Here is a 17800-nt window from a genome sequence, read left to right as displayed (position 1 = left end):
ACTGCCGACGCGATTCAATGCCGATCGGAATGAAACTCAGGAGGCGTCTCGAAGGTGTGTAGTGGTGCCGGGCTGGGCACGCTCCACTCCAGATCCTCGGCCCCTTCCCACGCCTTGGCCGGTGCCTTCTCGCCACCGCGAACACACTTGATGATCACCAGCACGAAGAGCAGCTGGGAGGCGCCAAACAGGAAGGCGCCCATGCTCGCGGCCATGTTGAAGTCGGCGAACTGCAAGGCATAGTCGGGAATGCGTCGCGGCATGCCGGCGAGCCCCGAGAAATGCATCGGGAAGAAAGTCAGGTTCACGCCGATCACCGACAGCCAGAAGTGCCACTGGGAAAGCCGAAGATGCGGGTAGTGGCCGGTCCACTTGGGCAGCCAGTAGTAGGCCCCTGCGAGGATCGCGAAGAGCGCACCAGGCACCAGCACATAATGGAAGTGCGCCACCACGAAGTAGGTGTCGTGATACTGGAAGTCGGCCGGCGAGATGGCCAGCATCAGCCCCGAGAAACCACCGACCGTGAACTGCACCACAAAGGCCAATGCGAACAGCATCGGCGGTTCGAAGCTGATCGAGCCGCGGAACATCGTCGCCACCCAGTTGAAGATCTTCACCCCGGTGGGCACCGCGATCAGCATGGTGGTGTACATGAAGAACAGCTCGGCCACCAGCGGCATACCCACAACGAACATGTGGTGCGCCCAGACCAGGAACGACAGGAGGGCAATGGCTGCCGTGGCATAGACCATGGAGGCGTAACCGAACAGGCGCTTGCGGGAGAAGGTCGGGATGATCGCGGAAACGATGCCGAAGGCCGGCAGGATCATGATGTAGACCTCGGGATGCCCGAAGAACCAGAACAGGTGCTGGAAAAGCACCGGATCGCCGCCACCGGCCGCATTGAAGAAACTGGTGCCGAAATTGATATCCATCAGCATCATGGTGATCACACCGGCCAGTACCGGCATCACCGCGATCAGCAGGAAGGCGGTGATCAACCAGGTCCAAACGAACAGCGGCATGTCCATCATGCGCATGCCCGGTGCCCGCAAGTTGAGGATGGTGGCAATGATGTTGATGGCGCCGAGAATCGAGCTGATACCCGCGATGTGCAGCGACAGGATAAAGAAGGTGGTCGACGGCGGTGCATAGGTGGTCGAGAGCGGCGCATAGAAGGTCCAACCAAAGTTCGGCCCACCACCCGGCATCAGCAGTGTACTGAGCAGCAAGCCAAAGGCCACCGGCAACAGCCAGAAACTGAAGTTATTCAAGCGCGGCAAGGCCATGTCCGGAGCACCGATCTGCAGCGGCACCATCCAGTTGGCCAACCCCACGAAGGCGGGCATGATCGCCCCGAACACCATGATCAGGCCATGCATGGTGGTCATCTGGTTGAAGAACTCGGGTCGCACCAGTTGCAAGCCGGGCTGGAACAACTCGGCGCGCACCACCAGGGCGAAGATTCCCCCGATAAAGAACATGGTCAGCGAGAAGATCAGGTAGAGGCTACCGATCTCCTTGTGGTTGGTGGTCAGCAGCCAGCGCATCAGCCCGCGGGGCCGAGCATGTCCGGCCTCGGCCATGCCGCCAGCTGTGGCCGTGCTGTGCTGCGGTGTCGGCTTGGGTGGCAGGTGGGAAGCCATCGGAAATCTCCCTGTTGGGCATCACGAAAGAGAAACGGAAAGACCGGTCACTCACCCTGCTCGGCGAGTTGCTCGGCGATTTCCGACGGTTGCACGCTATCGCCGGAATCGTTGCCCCAGGCATTGCGTTCGTAGGTGACCACGGCGGCGATCTCCACCGCGCTGAGGGTGTTGCGGAAGGATGCCATGGCAGTTCCCGAGACGCCGTTGACGACTCGGTCAATATGCCAGTCGATATCCTCGAGCATGGCCTCGTTGCCGGCCAGAGCCGGGAAACCGCCAACGCCTTCGCCACTTGGCTGGTGGCAGGCAGCGCAAACGGCCCCATAGACCTGCTCACCTCGTTCCATCAGCTCGTCCATTGCCCACTCCCGGTTGGCACTGGACGCCTCCTGAGCGGCGGCCTCCTTGCGCTGGGCCAGCCACTCGTCGAAACGTTCCTGCTCCACGGCCTCAACCACCACCGGCATGAAGGCGTGGTCCTTGCCGCAAAGCTCGGCGCACTGACCGCGGTAGATACCGGGCTCCTCGATGCGTACCCAGTTCTCGTTGACGAAGCCAGGGATGGCGTCCTGCTTGACGGCCAGATCGGGAACCCACCAGGAATGGATGACATCATCGGAGGTCAGTAGCAAACGGACCTTTTGCCCCACCGGCAGCACCAGCGGCTCGTCCACCTCAAGCAGGTAGAACTCCCCTTTTTCGCCAGTGCCATTGATCTGCTCCCGAGGTGTGCCAAGGTTGGAGGTGAAGGCAACATCCTCCCCGAGATATTCGTAGCGCCAGCGCCACTGCTGGCCGGTGACCATGACGTCGAGATCGGCCTCTGAGGTGTCGTACATGTTCTTGAGGGTGGCGGTGGCAGGAACCGCCATCCCTACCAGGATCAGCAACGGGATAGCCGTCCAGATCACCTCCACGCTGGTATGTTCGTGGAAAGTGGCGGCCTTGGCACCACGGGAATGACGATAGCGAAAGAGCGAATAGAACATCGCCCCGAAGACAATGACCCCGATGATCACGCAGATCCAGAAGATGATCATGTGCAGAGAGTAGATGTCACGACTGATCTCCGTGACACCGACGGGCATGTTCCAGCCATTAGCCAGCGCAACCGGGGTCAAGGCGGCGCTGGCCAGCCCCCCCGCCATCCACACGAGCAACGTGCGCATCGGCGCCTCCTCGGGTCATTGTTGTATTAGCGAGTTCTTAGCGGAAAATTATAGAGAAGAGCGACGGTTCGTCACCCCCGTAACCTACTGGCAGGTAAACGGGGAAATCAACGTTCTTCGCTCAACGAGCGGCAAGCACCGCCACGAGGGCGACCAACACCACGAATACCAGCCCCACGAGCAGTCCCGCCGCGATGAAGGTACCGGGGCGATTTGAGGCAAAGTCCTCGCGACGCCGCGAATCCTTCTGCACGCCCAGAAAGGCCGCCAGCACCGATTTTATTGCTTGCCACATCCCTGCTCACCTCCTTCCATTGCCGTGGGCTACTTTCGATCCTGGACCGTTGACTCTAAACCATGCCACCTGGGTCAGCACGTAGAGGCATTCCACGCTTACCACATAAGTGCATACCACTTCCGCTGCAACGCATTACACCGCATTAATCTTCTATACTCAAAGTGACAGCCGAAGAGGTTCCAGCATCCCGCCTGGAACCCCGGATGAGACCTCGAAGGAGACCGACCATGACCAAGCAAAAAGACACTACGGCCAACCCCGCCCTGACTGCGGCCGAACCGATGATGGAATGGTGGCAGAGTCAGTTCACTCAGGGGACCACCCCGATGACCCGCATGCAACTGGCCTGGATGCAAAGCATGGCAGACACCATGCAGTTCGAGGCACAGTTCCTTCGGGCCCTGGCGGAGAGCGGCCAAAAGATGGCCGAGTCCATGAGTGGCGACACACCGCAGACACCGGCCGAGATGCAGGAACGTTACCAGCAGCTTATCTCCGATCTCACGGAAGCCCAGATGGAGCGCATGAAGAAAGCCACTGAGCTCTCCAATGATTTCCGGCGCCGCGTCTGGGAAGAGGTCTGATACGGCCTCGGGGAAAACAGAACCCCAAGTGAATCCGGAATAAGCACGGGACGGCAGGTTCGCACCTGCCGTCCCGTTCAGTCAGGCCGTGTAGCGCATGTCCCGAGCCATCCCGCAGAAATCTTGGCGGTAAAGCTCAGCCGAACCCGAAGAGCCGGGTTATAAGCGGCAACAAGAAGGCGGTCAGCAAGCCCGTGAGCCCCATGGCCAGGCCGGAAAAGGCACCGGCCACGACCCCCAAGCGAGCAAAGGCGTGAGCAGTGCCGAAGCCGTGGGCCGCCAACCCCAGGGTGAAACCCTGTACCTCCAGATCCTTGATCCGCAGCAGACGGAAGATCCAGGGGCTCAGAGCGCAGCCGATCGAGCCAGTCAGCAACACCAAGCCGGCGGCCAGCGAAGGTATGCCACCTATCTGCTCGGCGATGCCCATTGCGATCGGCGAGGTAACCGATCTCGGCGCCAGGGAAAGCAGTGTTTCGGTGCGCGCACCAAGCAGCATGGCCAATCCCAGGGTGGAAGCTACCGCCGTCACAATCCCCACGCCGCATGCCAGCAGCAGCGGCCACCACAGCCGACGTACTCGCTCGCGATGATCATACAGGGGTATCGCCAGAGCCACCGTGGCCGGTCCCAGCAGAAAGTGAATAAACTGGGCCCCTTCGAAGTAGGTGCGATACTTCACATCCGCCAGCAGCAGCAGAATTATCAAAATGGTGATGGAGAGCGTTACCGGGTGCAGCAAGGGGGTGCCACCCACGAGGCGATTGATCCGCACAGCCAACGTAAAGACCAGCAGGGTCACCAACAGCCAGAGCAGGGGATTGCCCGAGAGATAGACCCACAGTTGATCGAGGGAGGCGACATTCATGCCTTGTCCCCCGTCCGATCATTACCTCGGGCACGGCCATGTTGCAGGCGTTGCAGCACCCAGGCCGTCACCCCCAGAGTCAACGCCGTGGACGCCACCAGAGTCACCGCGATTGGCCAGAGATCGGCACCGATCAACTCGAAATGGACCATCAGTCCAACGCCGGCTGGCACGAACAGCAGCGTCAGGTAGCGCAACAGCCCCTCCCCCGTCAGGCGCAGGCTCGAAGGCACCCTGCCGCGGATCATCAACGCCGCCAAAAGAATCACCATACCGATCACCGGACCCGGAATCGGTAGCGTAAGCCCCCTTGCCACCAGCTCTCCGGCAAACTGGCAGGCCAGCAGCACGCTCATTCCCATGATCAATGGCATATCCGCCCTCCCCTCGGCAGCTCCTCGGCAAGCAGGTTCTCGACGCCATCAGTATGACAGAAGCGGCAGATCCGGTGCCTCGCCGAGACGGCCCCTCAAGCATATGAAACGGAAGCGCAAAAGAGACTTTTCATTTTCCCCGCGACGCGCTAGTATACGCCTCGTTCTCGGGAGCCAGGGCCCACAGGCCAGGCATCCCGAAAGCCGAATCGGAGCGTGGCGCAGCTTGGTAGCGCGTTGCAATGGGGTTGCAAAGGTCGCAGGTTCGAATCCTGTCGCTCCGACCAGAAAATACAGTAAAAACGGCCACTTAGCTCACGGAGCAGGTGGCCGTTTTTCGTTGCATCCCGTTCTAGGTGACATAAAGCAGCTCACCCAAACTGCGAACAGACAGCCCCTGCACACTTTGTTACGCTAAGGTTCATTAGAGCACTTAGTAGGAAAGTGCCACAGAGCCGCAGGGACGCGCGCCGATAGGATGCCAGGGAACCGCGTCCCCGATGCAGGAAGCAGGGGGAAGAATGGGTCAGCACCAGCAATTCGCACCAGGTATGCGCCTGGAGATCCGCGACGCCGAATGGCGCCTCACGCGTCTAGATCATTGGGCGACGGCGGCTACCGACTCGGTTGCTCCGGGCTCTCCGAGCTGGTGCGCGGCCGCGAGGCCCAGTTCCTGAGCAAACTCGAGGACGACATCCGCATCCTCGACCCGGCCACCACCGAACTGGTCGACGACCTCTCCCAGGGCTACCGGGCCGGGCTGCTCAACCTGGCCACCCAGCTGCGCGACACCGCCCCCACCGATGAGCGCATCCATCTCGGCCACCACGCCGCCATGGACGCCCTGCCCTTCCAGCTCGAGCCCACTCGCCAGGCGCTGAGCCAGCCGCGGGCACGCATCCTCGTTGCCGACGCCGTGGGCCTGGGCAAGACCCTGGAAGCCGGCATCATGACCAGCGAGCTGGTCCACCGCGGCCGCGGCAAGCGCATTCTGTGTACTGGCGGTGAAGTCCATGCTCGGCCAGTTCCAGCAGGAGTTCTGGAACCGCTTCACCATTCCGCTCACGCGGCTCGACTCCCAGGGGCTGGCGAGGGTACGCGGCCGCATCCCGGCCAACCACAACCCCTTCCACTACTTCGACCGGGCGATCATCTCCATCGATACCCTCAAGCAGGATATCGAGTATCGCCATTACCTGGAGCAGGCCCACTGGGACATCATCATCATCGATGAGGCCCACAACGTGGCCGAGCGCGCCGGCGCTCACGGCGCTTCCCAGCGCGCCCGCGCTGGCCCGCCTGCTGGCCACGCCGCTCGCGACACCTCTGATCATGCTCTCGGCCACGCCCCACGACGGCAAGCCGGAGAGCTTCGCCAGCCTGATGAACATGCTGGACCCCACGGCCATCGCCAACCCCAGCGACTATGCCCACGAGGACTTCCGCGACAAGGGCCTGGTGATTCGCCGCTTCAAGAAGGACGTGCGCGACCAGCTCGGCGACTTCCCGGACCGCGAGATCGCCCGCCACCACGCCCCGGCCAGCCGCGAGCGAAGAGCACGCCTTCGGCGAGCCCGATGGAACGTCACCTTCCACACCCTGGATGGCAAGCGCACCGCAGGCAGCGGCCTATTCCGCACCCGCCTGGAGAAGACGCCGTTCTCCAGCCCCGCGCCTGCCTCTCCACCGTCGAGAACCGCCTGGCCAGGCTGCAGAAGCAGGAGCGAAGCCCCGAGCGCGATGCCGATATCTCGAGCCTCGAAGGCCTAGCCCTGGCGATTCGTGCCGTAACGCCCGAACGCTTCGGCAAGTATCAGGCGCTGCTCGAGCTGCTGGGCCGCCGGGCCGGCCAGGGCGAACTGGACTGGAGCCGCGACGCCGACGACCGCCTGGTGGTGTTTACCGAGAGCCTGGTCACGCTGGCCTTCCTCGAAGCTCACCTGCCGGCCGACGCTGGCCTCAAGGCCAACCAGGTGGCGGTGCTGCGGGGTACCGACCGCGACCGGGATCTCATGGCCACGGTGGAGGCCTTCAACCGTGGCGACAGCCCGCTGCGCCTGCTGCTCTGCTCCGACGTGGCCGCCGAGGGCATCAACCTGCACCACCGCGCCCACCGGCTGGTGCACTTCGACATCCCCTGGTCGCTGATGGTCTTCCAGCAGCGCAACGGCCGCATCGACCGCTACGGCCAGACACCAGGCCCCGCAGATCCGCTACCTGCTCACCGAGTCGCAGCATCCCAAGGTGCGCGGCGACCAGCGCGTGCTCGAGGTATTGATCGACAAGGACGACCAGGCCAGCCGCAACATCGGCGACCCCTCCGAGTTCAGCGCCGGCCGCACCCAGGAGGAGCAGGAAGCCCAGGTAGCCGAGGTGCTGGAACGCGATGACGACCCTAACGACCTCTCCGATATCTTCGCCGGCCTGCTCGACGACCAGCTCGAACAGAGCGAGTCGCCACTCGATGCCTTCATCCCCGAGGGGCCACCGGCAAGGGATCTGGCCGAGCTGACCGCACAGCCGCCCCGGCTCTATCCCAGCACCCTGGCCTGGAGCCGCGCCGCCATCGACTGGCTGCGCCAGGCCATGCGCGAGCAGGGCCAGGAACTGCAGGCCAGCGTCGACGAGAACGCCCAGCGCCTGGAACTCGTCGCACCGGCGGACCTGCGCCAGCGGCTCGCCTACCTGCCTCGCGAGATCCGCCCCGAGCACGACCGCTTCATCCTGACGGCAGATGTTGAGCGCATGCAGCAGGCCCTCGATCAGGCCCGCCAGGAGGACGACCCCTGGCCCGCCGTGCAATACCTCTGGCCGCTGCATCCGGTACTGGAGTGGCTGCGCGACCGCATCCTCAACGCCTTCGGCCGCCACACCGCCCCGGTGATACGTGTGCCCGGCCACCTGCCCGCCGGCCAGGCCCGCTTCCTGCTCCAGGGCGGTTATCCCAACCGCCGCGGCCAGTCGCTGATCCAAGCCTGGTGCGCCGTGCCGGTGAACACCCACATCGGCCAGGTGGGTGACCCCATGGCCCTGGAGGACGTCCTGGCCGAGCTGGCTCTCGATCCCACGGCGCTGCCCAACCCCGGCATCCCCGGCGACACCAGCGCTCTGCAGGCCGCCCTGCCCGGCGCCGTGGCCGCCGCCGAGCACTACCTGGATGCCACCCGCCAGGTTCGCGAGGCCGAGCTCAACGAACGCCCGTGCAGATGCAGGCCATGGACGCCCTCAAGGCCCGCCACCGCCAGCAGATAGAGCTCGATCTCGCCGCCAGCCGCGAACAGGAAGGCCGCAAGCAGCGCCGCCGCGAAGAGCGCACGGCCCAGCTCGAGCGCGTCTTCGACGACTACCTGGACTGGCTCGAAGCCACCCAGCAGATCGAACGCCAGCCCTGGCTCCAGGTCGCCGCCGTCTTCACCGGCGATCTCCGGCGACCGGTCGTGCTCCAGGAGGCGCGATCACCGGCCGCGCATCCGCCCAAGCGCCCGATTCCAATGACCTGCCAGCACGATGTGCAAGACGTTGGCAAGCAAGATCGCCGCAGAGAGCCCCGAGGCAGCGCCTTTGGGGTCTGACCCTAAACCTCACGAGGCCACCGAAAATCACCCCGGTATTTCAGAATGTTATATGTAGAGGGTCAGACCCCAAAGGCTCCGCAGAGCTCGGCTGCCAGCCACCCCACACATGCTTATGCCGATGCCTTGCATCCCGATATCGGAGTGCCTATAGTCCTTGGCAGCATAGCACCGCCAAGCCTGCTGGCTGCTCCGGCAGTTACGCTTAAATCGCGCGGGTTTTCTTTTGCACACACACGTCCTGGCCCCTTGCGTCATACCCACGCCGCGACTCACGTCGCCGTCCGGTACGCCCGCCACGCCTATGTGGACTTCGGTCCTCACGCTCAAATTGCGCGGGTTTTTTATTGCCCCTACGCCAGACCAACACCATCTCGCTCCGGAGGTGGTGCGATGAAACGCTTCGACAAGCCCGCTCTGACGGCACAAGAGCAGCTCGATCTGCTCATCGAACGCCGCTTGTGCGTCAACGACCGTGAACGCGCTCTTCGGCTGCTTGAAGTCACAACATCCTTCAGACTCAGCCCCTACATGCGCCCTTTCCAATATCCCGATGACCCGCAGCACCGCTTCAAGCCGGGCGCTCAGTTGTCGGAGATCATGCACAGTATGCGCAGCTTCGACAGGACCTTCGTCAGCCCGGCGCACTGGCTGGTGCCGATCGAACGGGCCCAGATCGCCGTCAGACCAAGCGGGCATATCAGCAACCATATGTCCTGCCAATACGGCACACATTGGTACTTGGCTGGCCTGCCCGATCCAGATGCGCACTTCCATCGCATTCGAAGGTTGTCGGCCCAATGAGCTGAGCGAAAGACTCGCCAAGGAAACCCGCCAGTCTCATAAAGAAGTGGAACGGCATCCAGAGGGCGAAAGTACCCGACCACATCAAGCAGGCACGACAAAGAGAGCCGCAAGCGGGTACGACTCGCCCGCGCCACCAACGCGCTCACCTGGTCGATCAGCCATCGCACTTGCCCTCGTGGGCCATGGTGCGAGGAGCTGGAGCCTGGGGTCGCTATCGCATCGATTCGATGGGCTCGACCAAGACCGTGACCGCAAGACCATCGCTCGCCGCTTCGCCGTGCCGCACCATGTGCTCGCAAGTTGGCTGCATACGCTGACATTCATTCGGAATGTCTGTGCGCATCACTTCCGTCTCTGGAACCGTGAGCTCTCGATTCCGCCCAGTTGGCCAAAGCACCTCCTCTCCCGGGCACCCACGGGAAAGGCCGTTCCCCGCCGCCTCTTCACCGTTCTGGCCATGCTGACCTATCTCACCACCCGGACAGCCCGGACACCCGCTGGCCCGGTCGCCTCCAGGTCCTGCTCGAGGATGCGCAATATCCCGCGCCAGCCCATGGGCTTCCCGGACGACTGGCAGCAACGACTCGCATCGCTACACCCGCAACCATCGGCCGCGGTCGACGGCACGCAGACGCGTTAAGGCAAAGCACCCATGGCATACGCAGGCATCGTCAACGACAACGAGTTTTACAGCGAGCACTACCTCGCCGATATCTTCGAAGGCGATATCCGTGGCGTGCTCGAGGCCTGGCAGCAGCGCGCCACCGATACCGGCGACGAGACGCCCTGGGCGCTGCTGCGCCGCGGTGCCTTCGAGCGGCTGCGCGAGATCGAGGCGGTGCATGCCCTGTGTCGTCGCGGCCACGCCCGCGAGGCGGTGGCGGATGCCCGGGCGCTGGCCCGCCCGCTGCTCGAGGCGCTGGGGTATACCGCCAAGCCCGAGCGCCGCCAGCTGAGTGACGATTGCGAGATTCCGCTGCTGGCGGAGCTTTCCGCCACCGACGGCGCACCCCTGCTGTGGGTGATCGAGGCGCTGCCCTTCGAGGAGCCCGAGGGCGACCCCCTGGCCGCCAGCCCGCTGAAGGAACAGTACCTGTCGCTTGACGAGACCCCGCTGCCCACGACCCTGCAGCGCGAACTCGCTTCGGATAATCCGCCCAGCTGGCAGAGCCTGCTCTCCCGCGAGGTCTTCGCCCGCGAGCGTCCGCCGCGTTGGGTGCTGCTGGTGGCGCCGCACCAGTGGGTACTGGTCGACCGCACCCGCTTCGCCCGCGGCCAGCTGCTGCGCTTCGACTGGGTGGAGCTGCTCGCCCGCCGCGAGACGGAGGCGCTGAAGGCGGCCAGCGTCTTGCTGGGGCGCGAATCGCTGCTCGAGGCCAACGGCCAGAGCCTGCTCGACAGCCTCGACGAGAACGCCCACAAGCACGCCTACGCGGTCAGCGAGGATCTCAAGTATGCCTTGCGCGAGTGCATCGAGCTGCTCGGCAACGAGGCCGCCCGCCAGTTGATCGAGCGCGCCCGCGCCCGCAAGGAGGGCATCTACTCCGGCCAGCTCGACCCGGACCGCCTCTCCCGCGAATGCCTGCGTACCATGTACCGGCTGCTGTTCCTGTTCTACATCGAGGCCCGCCCGGAGCTCGGCTACGCCCCGGTGGACAGCCCCGTCTACCTCAGCGGCTACTCCCTGGAAGGCCTGCGCCAGCTGGAGATGACGCCCCTGACCAGCGAGCGCGAGCGCCAGGGCAGCTTCCTCCACCACTCCATCACCCGGCTCTTCCGCCTGGTGCACGAAGGCGTGGAGGCGCCGCAGACCGACAGCCTCGACTTCGACGGCCTGAAGGCCGAGGGAGCCGCCGCTCGCCAGGCCGGCCGCAGCGCCTTCACCCTGCCGGCGCTGAAGAGCCATCTCTTCGACCCCGAGCGCACCCGCCTGCTCAACGACGTGGTCTTCCCCAACGCCGTCTGGCAGCAGGTGATCCACAAGATGTCGCTCTCGCGCCCCAGCGGGGGCCGGGGCAACCGCCGCCGCGGGCGCATCAGCTATGCGCCCAGCTGGGCATCAACCAGCTCGGCGCCGTCTATGAGGCGCTGCTCAGCTACCGCGGCTTCTTCGCCGAGCAGGAACTCTTCGAGGTCAAGAAGGCCGGCGAGGCCAACCCAGACCCGCTGGATACCGGCTACTTCGTCACCGCCGAGCAGCTGGAACACTTCCGCGAGGACGAGAAGGTCTTCGACCGCGACGACGCCGGCCACCGGGTGCTGCGCCGCCACCCGCGCGGCAGCTTCCTCTACCGCCTGGCCGGGCGCGACCGCGAGAAGTCCGCCTCCTACTACACGCCGGAGGTGCTCACCCGCTCGCTGGTCAAGTACGCCTTGAAGGAGCTCTACGCCGAACAGCTCGACCCGCTGCCCGATGATGCCGCCCGCGCCGAGCGCCTGCTCGGCCTGACCCTCTGCGAGCCGGCCATGGGCAGCGCGGCCTTCCTCAACGAGGCCATCGACCAGCTCGCCGACAAGTACCTGGCCCTGGCCCAGAGCGCCCGCCAGCAGGAAGATCCCGCCGCCGACCGGATTCCCCAGGCCGACTACGCCTTCGAGAAGCAGCGGGTGAAGATGTACCTGGCCGACCACTGCGTCTTCGGCGTCGACCTGAACCCCGTGGCCGTAGAACTGGCCGAGGTCTCGCTGTGGCTCGGCGCGCTCTCCGCCGACCGCTTCGTGCCCTGGTTCGGCTTCCAGCTGCGCACCGGCAACTCGCTGATCGGCGCCCGCCGTGAGGCCTACCCGGCCAGCGCCCTAGAGCTCAAACCCAGGGACCCGGCGGCCTGGCTCAACCGCGCCGGCGATGCCGTGCCGCTTGCCACCGACGACGAGAACGAAGACACACCGCTGGGCGAGCGAATCTGGCATTTCCTGCTGCCCTACCCAGGAATGGCGGACTATTCCGACAAGGTCGCCAAGCAGCTCTTCAAGGACGAGCTGGCCGCCATCAAGGCCTGGAAGAAGCCCTTCACCAAGCCCTTCGACGCGGGCGAGCTCAAGCGGCTCCAGAAGCTCAGTATCCAGGTCGAGGCGCTGTGGACCGAGCACGCCCGGGAACTCTCGCGCATCCGCGATCGCACCAGCGACCCCTATCCCATCTACGGCCACGAGGCCCGCGGCGAGGCCACCAGCCTGGCCTTCAAGGATGCCCTGGAGGCCTCGCTCACCGAGCGCTACCAGCAGAGCGCCCCGGCCTACCGCCGCCTCAAGCTGGCCATGGACTACTGGTGCGCGCTCTGGTTTTGGCCCATCGACCGGGCCGAGGAGCTGCCCAGCCGCGAGGAGTGGCTGTGGGACCTGGAGACCCTGCTGCTCGGTGACACCATCGGCGCCGGCCCCAGCAACGACACCCCGGATCTCTTCCAGCTCGAACCGGATCGTGTCGAGGAGGGCCAGCGCTTCGTTGACCGCTTCGGCGTGGTCAAGCTGGAGACCCTGTTCCGCGCCTGCCCGCGCCTCCAGCTCGCCGACCAGCTGGCCGAGCAGCGCCGCTTCTTCCATTGGGAGCTGGAGTTCGCCGATATCTTCGCCGGCAACGTCAGTGGCCGCCGCGGTTTCGACCTGGTGCTGGGTAACCCGCCCTGGCTCAAGGTGGAATGGCAGGAAGGCGGCATCATGGGCGACCACCAGCCGCTCTTCGCCCTGCGCAACATCTCCGCCAGCAAGCTCGCCGAATTGCGCGAGCAGGCCTTTCACGACCACCCCGCCCTGCTCACCGCCTGGCGCGAGGAGTACGAAGAGAGCGAAGCCACCCAGGCGTTTCTCAATGCCGCCGGCAACTACCCGCTGCTCAAGGGCGTGCAGACCAACCTCTACAAGTGCTTCCTCCCCACCGCCTGGAGGCTGGGCAGCGAACAGGGCGTGGCCGGCTTCCTGCACCCGGAGGGCATCTACGACGATCCCAAGGGAGGGGCATTCCGCGAGGCGGTCTATCCCCGGCTACGAGCGCATTTTCAGTTTGAAAACCAGCTGCTTCTCTTTGCTGAGGTACATCACAATCCTAAATACAGTATAAATATCTATGGTCCTCAGCAGCCTATTCGATTTCAAAATATAGCCAATCTTTTCGCCCCAAGTACCATTGATGCCTGCTTTATCAGTAACGGCGAAGGTCAGGTACCCGGTATCAAGGACGAAATCGAGGAGAACGGACGTACCAGTATCACTTGGAACACAGAAGGCGACCATGATCGACTGATACAAGTCGACACAAGTGTTCTGGGGACTTTTCGCTTCGCTCTATGACGAACCTGGTACGCCGCCTTTACAGGCGCGCCTGCCAGCCCTGCATGCTCGTCAATTACTTGCTGTTCTGGAGCGTTTCTCTGCCCAACCCACGCGCTTGGGCGACCTGCAAGGCGAATATACATCTACAGTCATGTTTGACGAGACCTATGCCCAGCGCGACGGTATCATCAAGCGCGAGACCCAATTTCCCAGTGACGCCAGCGAATGGATTCTCAGCGGCCCGCATTTCTTCGTCGGATCGACCTTTTACAAGACACCACGTGCCGTCTGTACCGGCAATAGTCATTATGACGTTCTAGACCTGCAAACCCTACCCGACGATTACCTGCCGCGCACCAACTACGCACCTGCTTGCGATCCCGACACATATACTGCTCGTACGCCCCGAGTAGACTGGGCAGCAGAAGATGCTCAAAACTCTAAAAAAGTAACCGATTATTATCGGTCGATATATAGAAAGATGATTGACCCTCGAGCTGAGAGGACATTAACAGCGAGCATTTTATGTAAGAATGCAGCACATATGCACGGCTGCTTCGCAGTCGCATTTAAAACATAGACCCGCCTGACTTCGTCTTAAATACGGCCTTCGGCGAGCGGCATTTCAGGGCTTCCCGACGGGGCTGACTGAGCGACCGCCGGATCCCGCCTCTGAGCGGCGCGGCATTGATAGCTTTATGTTCTCATTTTTGTCGATTTTATTGCTATCAGCTATTGATAGCTGTCGATTGGCCACGGGGAATCCTCGGCGAGATGCCGATCTCGGTGGCTATCCGTGCTGTCTTGGGGAGGGCTACGACAAGGCGCCCAATCGCGGTAGCGCCTTCAGCGCCGAGGGCCACCATCGGTCCGCGGCGGCGCCTAGCCGCAGCGTGATCTGCCGGGCGTGCACCGTGATCGTTGCCGCGACCTTGAGCAGCTGCTCCCGCAGCCGTATCAGGCTCCAGCCCTGCTGTGTCTGCCCCTCGACCAGGCAGCGCAGCCCATGCAGCACCTGATAGGCGCAGAGACTCAACAACAGGTTGGCCTGGTTGCGTGCCATCACGTCCTGCACCGTGGAGGCGCCACGGTCCGTCGACGAGAGATGAACGTTGAGCGCCGACTTCAGCTCGCCCATGTGGGCCTCGGCCTTGCCGCGCTTGCGGTAGAGTGCCAGCACCTTCTCCGGTGGATAGTCGAGCTTGTTGAGGTTGGTGACCAGGAAGAACGCATGAAACAGCAGGTCGTCGGGATTCTCCTGAACCACCAGCACCACGCGCCGCGGGGACTCCCAACTTTCCGCCTGGTATTCCAGGTCATGGCACCACTCGCGGGGTGTCTCGGGCGGTCTGCCGGGCGGCCGGGTGAGGTAAGGCTCAGCCTTGGCCTGCAATATCGAGTTGCTCTTCAATCTCCCCAGATAGGCGATGTCCCGGGTATCCATGGCCGTTAGCGTCTCGCCATCGGTGAAGCCGGCATCCAGGCGCACCTGTATCTGGGCCACGTCCAGGTTCAGGCCTTCCGCCATGCGCTGGACCAGATGCGGAATCCAGGTATCGGCATCCTCGGCCGGCCCGACATTGCCCGCACGCAACAGGCCGCCGACCATATCACCGGTCTCGGCAATGGAGGCGATCAGCGGCGAATAGATGCGGGCACCGGCGTAGCCGTTGAAGGCGGAGCCGCCCTGGTGGCCGAAGACCTCGATCGGCAGGCCGTCGATATCCAGGGTCAAGTGCTTGGTGCGGTGGCCCCCGTGTAGCGAGCGCAGCCGCCAGATGGCCAGGCGCAGCAAGCCCTCGTGAAGCGTATCGATGTTGTCATCCATCCCCAGACAGCCGAGTAGCCGCGACAGAGTCGCTTGGGAAGGACGTGCCTGGCCCAAGGGAGTCAGCCCGCGGGCATCGCTACATGCCAAGTGCCAGAGCGGGTCCTGCTGGAGGGTGCCGGTATCGCTCAGGTCATACCAGCCCATGGCGCGTTGGAGCACCACGGTGCGGATCTGACTGGCCAGCGAATGACGGACTCGCAACGGGTCCCGCGGGTCGACGAGGTGGTCTTCCATGGCCTCGACGGCACCGCTGCGATCGAGGGCTTCACGGAGCAACAAGGTGCCGGCATCACTGGTGGTCGCGTCGCCGCTGAGCTGGACGTTGAGGGAGCCGTTGCAGGAGGGCGACCAGGTCGTTAGGGTTTCACCCATGGCGGTTGGTCCTCTGGAATCAGGTTCTTGGTCGAACTTTCTGATTTATCAAGAGGATACCAGCCGCCATCTTCATTTTCAGGCCTGCCCGGTGAATATCCCAGGATTGAGGCCATCAAGTTTCGTATGGAGCAGCAGGGCCTCACCCCCAAGGATCTCGAACCTGACATTGGCCGGCGCAATCGCGTCTATGAAATCCTGAACGGCAAACGGAACCTGACCCTCGCCATGGTCTGGAAACTTCACGAGATGTTCGGTATTCCGGCCGAAAGCCTGATCAAGCCCCCTCGTCATGCCTGATAGACACTGCAGGCTGAGAGGAAAAAAAACGCAAGGAATAGTCGCCGCCAATGGGGATTCACTCCTCTACCGGAAACAGCCGGGGATCGAGCGGAAACGCGAAGTGGGTCAGCTTGGCTCGGGCGGCATCGGGGTGAAGGGGTTGAAGAGGTAGTTGCAGTTATGGGGCACGATCACGGTCGGTACCCGCAGCAACAGCGTCTCGGTTTCATTCAGCCAGGTATCCCCGATACGTCGCGTGGTCGTGAGGTCATCGCTCCACTCTGGCGGCAGGTCGTCGCAGGTATCGCGCACGTCGACATCGTCGGGTAGCTCGACGCGCAGCAGGGTGAACGCCTCCGGCAACTCATCCAGGCCCAGTTCGAAATGCACCAGCACCTCCAGCAGCGCGGTGGCCGGGCAGTCGGCCAGATAAACCACCGGGCGCCCGGCTGGTGCCAGCGCCCGGACACTCGGGTGCCACCGATACCCGAGAGATCCTTGAAGTTCGAGATGCGCCACAGGACTCGCCCCGTCACGCAGTGAACCCGAAGCGAAGCTGTTCCAGAAGCTCCTCGGCCGCCACGAAACCGGGGGTCGTGGCGCTGGCCTCCAAGGCGCTGATGCCGCCCAGCGCCTTCCTTGGCTTCTGTAGCCATTGGTTGGCCTTCTCACGGCTACCGAAGACCTCCTCGGCGAGCAGGATGAGCTTGCTGGCGCGAGTGCCGGCGATCGCCTTCTTCAGCCGAGAGCGGCTCGCCTCGCGAGCGGCGATGGCTCAAGGTCCGGGGCTTGATGATGCCCAGGCGAGAGACATCAACCCCATGCTCCGCCAGCCTATCGAGCGCCGCCAATGGCACGCCCTGGCGGATCAACTCATCGGCCCCGGCGCCATGATGCCCACCCATGAGCCGGGTGACGGCGTTTTCCACATCGATATCGAGCGCTTCCACGGCCTCATTCTCCAGATTTAGGCAAGATGCCGTGTAATGTAAGGCATATTGCCATTCCTTCACAGGCCGCAGGATAGGGGTTCGATCAATGGTTGATCGGGACATTGACATACTGTGATCGGGTTGCTGCTGCCAGGCGAAAAGAAATCGGACACATCGGTGCCCAGGTAGCGTGAGCGCAGCAGCTCATCAGCCAGTTCACCGGTAAATTCCCACCGGCCCTGGATAGCGACCTCCACCGGCACTCGTGTGTGATAGAGCGTGGTGCCGGCTGGATGCCAGGCATGCACGCGATAGACCTCACGAACGATGCCAGACGCCACAGCAAAGACCAGTTCGACCTGTTCACGGCGCTCGCCGATTTTCCAGACGCCACGGGTGGCCTCGAAGAGCGCTTGTGTGGAGATGCCCTCATGCCAGCTGCGAGATATACGAATGAGAAGCGAAGGCTCAGCGATACGCATCAGAAGAAATCATCCAAGAAATTTCATGGTCCTTATACTAGGCTGTCTATTCAGGCTTTGAAATGATTTCTGAGGAGCTGTCTCATGGCGGGCGAAAATGAAGCAGGCGTTATTCGGGTTACTGGAACCGCACGTCTTGATCCAAAGCCAGATAGGGCCGCAGAATAGGAGTGCAGCATTCTGGGAGTCAGTTTCAAGTGGAAAAGGTAAATTTAACGAAAGTCCGAAGCCAAAAGATCTTCAGAGTTCGAAAAAGACTCTAGAGGACAGGATCTCGAATCTAGCCGGATATCTAGAAGAAGTCGGGATAG

Annotated in this window: 20 protein-coding genes, 1 tRNA gene and 2 pseudogenes; 13 read left to right on the top strand and 10 right to left on the bottom strand. The window is 63.1% G+C overall.

What is annotated here, in order from left to right; all coding sequences use genetic code 11:
• Window positions 1-14 precede the first annotated feature (14 nt).
• The 3 genes from ctaD to U5L98_RS09170 all read right to left on the bottom strand — a co-directional run bounded on the left by ctaD (window position 15) and on the right by U5L98_RS09170 (window position 3113).
• On the bottom strand, window positions 15-1646 hold the full coding sequence (ctaD, locus tag U5L98_RS09180; RefSeq protein ID WP_322558014.1) for a cytochrome c oxidase subunit I: 1632 nt from the start codon (window positions 1644-1646) through the stop codon (window positions 15-17).
• A 47-nt stretch (window positions 1647-1693) separates the two neighbouring features.
• A complete protein-coding gene (gene coxB / locus U5L98_RS09175; protein ID WP_322558013.1) occupies window positions 1694-2818 on the bottom strand; it encodes a cytochrome c oxidase subunit II in 1125 nt (374 codons plus the stop codon).
• Between the two features lie 121 nt (window positions 2819-2939).
• Window positions 2940-3113, bottom strand: a complete 174-nt coding sequence (locus U5L98_RS09170) for a DUF2970 domain-containing protein (RefSeq protein ID WP_322558012.1) — start codon at window positions 3111-3113, stop codon at window positions 2940-2942.
• 230 nt (window positions 3114-3343) lie between these two features.
• Here U5L98_RS09170 and U5L98_RS09165 point away from each other — a divergent pair, with 230 nt between their 5' ends.
• Complete coding sequence (locus tag U5L98_RS09165; RefSeq protein ID WP_322558011.1) at window positions 3344-3700, top strand: hypothetical protein; 357 nt, start codon at window positions 3344-3346, stop codon at window positions 3698-3700.
• A 136-nt stretch (window positions 3701-3836) separates the two neighbouring features.
• On the opposite strand, the gene U5L98_RS09160 is transcribed toward U5L98_RS09165, so the two are convergent.
• Window positions 3837-4568: an LrgB family protein gene (locus U5L98_RS09160; RefSeq protein ID WP_322558010.1), complete on the bottom strand. Its 732-nt coding sequence runs from the start codon at window positions 4566-4568 to the stop codon at window positions 3837-3839.
• Window positions 4565-4942, bottom strand: coding sequence for a CidA/LrgA family protein (locus U5L98_RS09155; RefSeq protein ID WP_322558009.1), 378 nt, complete (start codon window positions 4940-4942; stop codon window positions 4565-4567). Before U5L98_RS09155 ends, U5L98_RS09160 begins: the two co-directional genes overlap by 4 nt.
• 210 nt (window positions 4943-5152) lie before the next feature.
• On the opposite strand from U5L98_RS09155, the gene U5L98_RS09150 reads away from it, so the two are divergent.
• The 11 genes and pseudogenes from U5L98_RS09150 (at window position 5153) to U5L98_RS09110 (ending at window position 14170) form a co-directional block, all read left to right on the top strand.
• Window positions 5153-5229: transfer RNA gene (locus U5L98_RS09150), tRNA-Pro, on the top strand.
• Between the two features lie 290 nt (window positions 5230-5519).
• On the top strand, window positions 5520-6176 hold the full coding sequence (locus U5L98_RS09145) for a hypothetical protein (protein ID WP_322558008.1): 657 nt from the start codon (window positions 5520-5522) through the stop codon (window positions 6174-6176).
• Window positions 6173-6712, top strand: a complete 540-nt coding sequence (locus U5L98_RS09140; RefSeq protein WP_322558007.1) for a hypothetical protein — start codon at window positions 6173-6175, stop codon at window positions 6710-6712. The genes U5L98_RS09145 and U5L98_RS09140 overlap by 4 nt, the downstream gene beginning before the upstream one ends.
• Window positions 6643-7119: pseudogene (locus U5L98_RS09135) on the top strand (C-terminal helicase domain-containing protein); the annotation flags it as partial. The gene U5L98_RS09140 and the pseudogene U5L98_RS09135, both read left to right, overlap by 70 nt.
• Window positions 7120-7204: 85 nt before the next feature.
• Window positions 7205-8194, top strand: coding sequence for a hypothetical protein (locus tag U5L98_RS09130; RefSeq protein ID WP_322558006.1), 990 nt, complete (start codon window positions 7205-7207; stop codon window positions 8192-8194).
• Window positions 8158-8514, top strand: a complete 357-nt coding sequence (locus tag U5L98_RS09125) for a hypothetical protein (protein WP_322558005.1) — start codon at window positions 8158-8160, stop codon at window positions 8512-8514. Before U5L98_RS09130 ends, U5L98_RS09125 begins: the two co-directional genes overlap by 37 nt.
• 393 nt (window positions 8515-8907) lie before the next feature.
• On the top strand, window positions 8908-9318 hold the full coding sequence (locus U5L98_RS09120; RefSeq protein WP_322558004.1) for a hypothetical protein: 411 nt from the start codon (window positions 8908-8910) through the stop codon (window positions 9316-9318).
• Window positions 9278-9961: an Abi family protein gene (locus U5L98_RS18990; RefSeq protein WP_416208233.1), complete on the top strand. Its 684-nt coding sequence runs from the start codon at window positions 9278-9280 to the stop codon at window positions 9959-9961. Before U5L98_RS09120 ends, U5L98_RS18990 begins: the two co-directional genes overlap by 41 nt.
• A 12-nt stretch (window positions 9962-9973) precedes the next feature.
• Complete coding sequence (locus tag U5L98_RS18985) at window positions 9974-11698, top strand: hypothetical protein (protein WP_416208232.1); 1725 nt, start codon at window positions 9974-9976, stop codon at window positions 11696-11698.
• Complete coding sequence (locus tag U5L98_RS09115) at window positions 11581-13608, top strand: Eco57I restriction-modification methylase domain-containing protein (RefSeq protein ID WP_416208255.1); 2028 nt, start codon at window positions 11581-11583, stop codon at window positions 13606-13608. Before U5L98_RS18985 ends, U5L98_RS09115 begins: the two co-directional genes overlap by 118 nt.
• Window positions 13577-14170, top strand: coding sequence for a hypothetical protein (locus U5L98_RS09110; RefSeq protein ID WP_322558002.1), 594 nt, complete (start codon window positions 13577-13579; stop codon window positions 14168-14170). The genes U5L98_RS09115 and U5L98_RS09110 overlap by 32 nt, the downstream gene beginning before the upstream one ends.
• Before the next feature lie 234 nt (window positions 14171-14404).
• Here U5L98_RS09110 and U5L98_RS09105 read toward each other — a convergent pair whose 3' ends face one another.
• Entirely contained in the window at window positions 14405-15793 is a 1389-nt protein-coding gene (locus U5L98_RS09105) for an IS1380 family transposase (RefSeq protein ID WP_322557992.1), read from the bottom strand.
• Between the two features lie 105 nt (window positions 15794-15898).
• Here U5L98_RS09105 and U5L98_RS09100 point away from each other — a divergent pair.
• A pseudogene (locus U5L98_RS09100) lies at window positions 15899-16093 on the top strand (helix-turn-helix domain-containing protein); the annotation flags it as partial.
• A 108-nt stretch (window positions 16094-16201) separates the two neighbouring features.
• Here the strand turns inward: U5L98_RS09100 and U5L98_RS09095 are convergent.
• The 4 genes from U5L98_RS09095 to U5L98_RS09085 form a co-directional block, all read right to left on the bottom strand.
• Window positions 16202-16594 (bottom strand): RES family NAD+ phosphorylase, encoded by a 393-nt coding sequence (locus U5L98_RS09095; RefSeq protein WP_322558001.1) that lies wholly within the window; start codon window positions 16592-16594, stop codon window positions 16202-16204.
• A gap of 13 nt (window positions 16595-16607) precedes the next feature.
• The gene (locus U5L98_RS18980; RefSeq protein ID WP_416208254.1) at window positions 16608-16775 is read right to left on the bottom strand and encodes an antitoxin Xre/MbcA/ParS toxin-binding domain-containing protein; all 168 of its coding nucleotides are present in this window, start codon (window positions 16773-16775) and stop codon (window positions 16608-16610) included.
• Window positions 16750-16980 (bottom strand): antitoxin Xre-like helix-turn-helix domain-containing protein, encoded by a 231-nt coding sequence (locus U5L98_RS18975; RefSeq protein WP_416208253.1) that lies wholly within the window; start codon window positions 16978-16980, stop codon window positions 16750-16752. Before U5L98_RS18975 ends, U5L98_RS18980 begins: the two co-directional genes overlap by 26 nt.
• Window positions 16981-17084: 104 nt before the next feature.
• Entirely contained in the window at window positions 17085-17489 is a 405-nt protein-coding gene (locus U5L98_RS09085) for a hypothetical protein (RefSeq protein ID WP_322557999.1), read from the bottom strand.
• Between the last annotated feature and the right edge of the window lie 311 nt (window positions 17490-17800).

Source organism: Halomonas sp. (genome assembly GCF_034520545.1).
In the GTDB taxonomy this organism is placed as follows: Bacteria; Pseudomonadota; Gammaproteobacteria; order Pseudomonadales; family Halomonadaceae; genus Halomonas.
The sequence above is the reverse complement of the archived record's forward strand: the minus strand, read 5'-3'. Positions and strand labels throughout refer to the sequence as shown.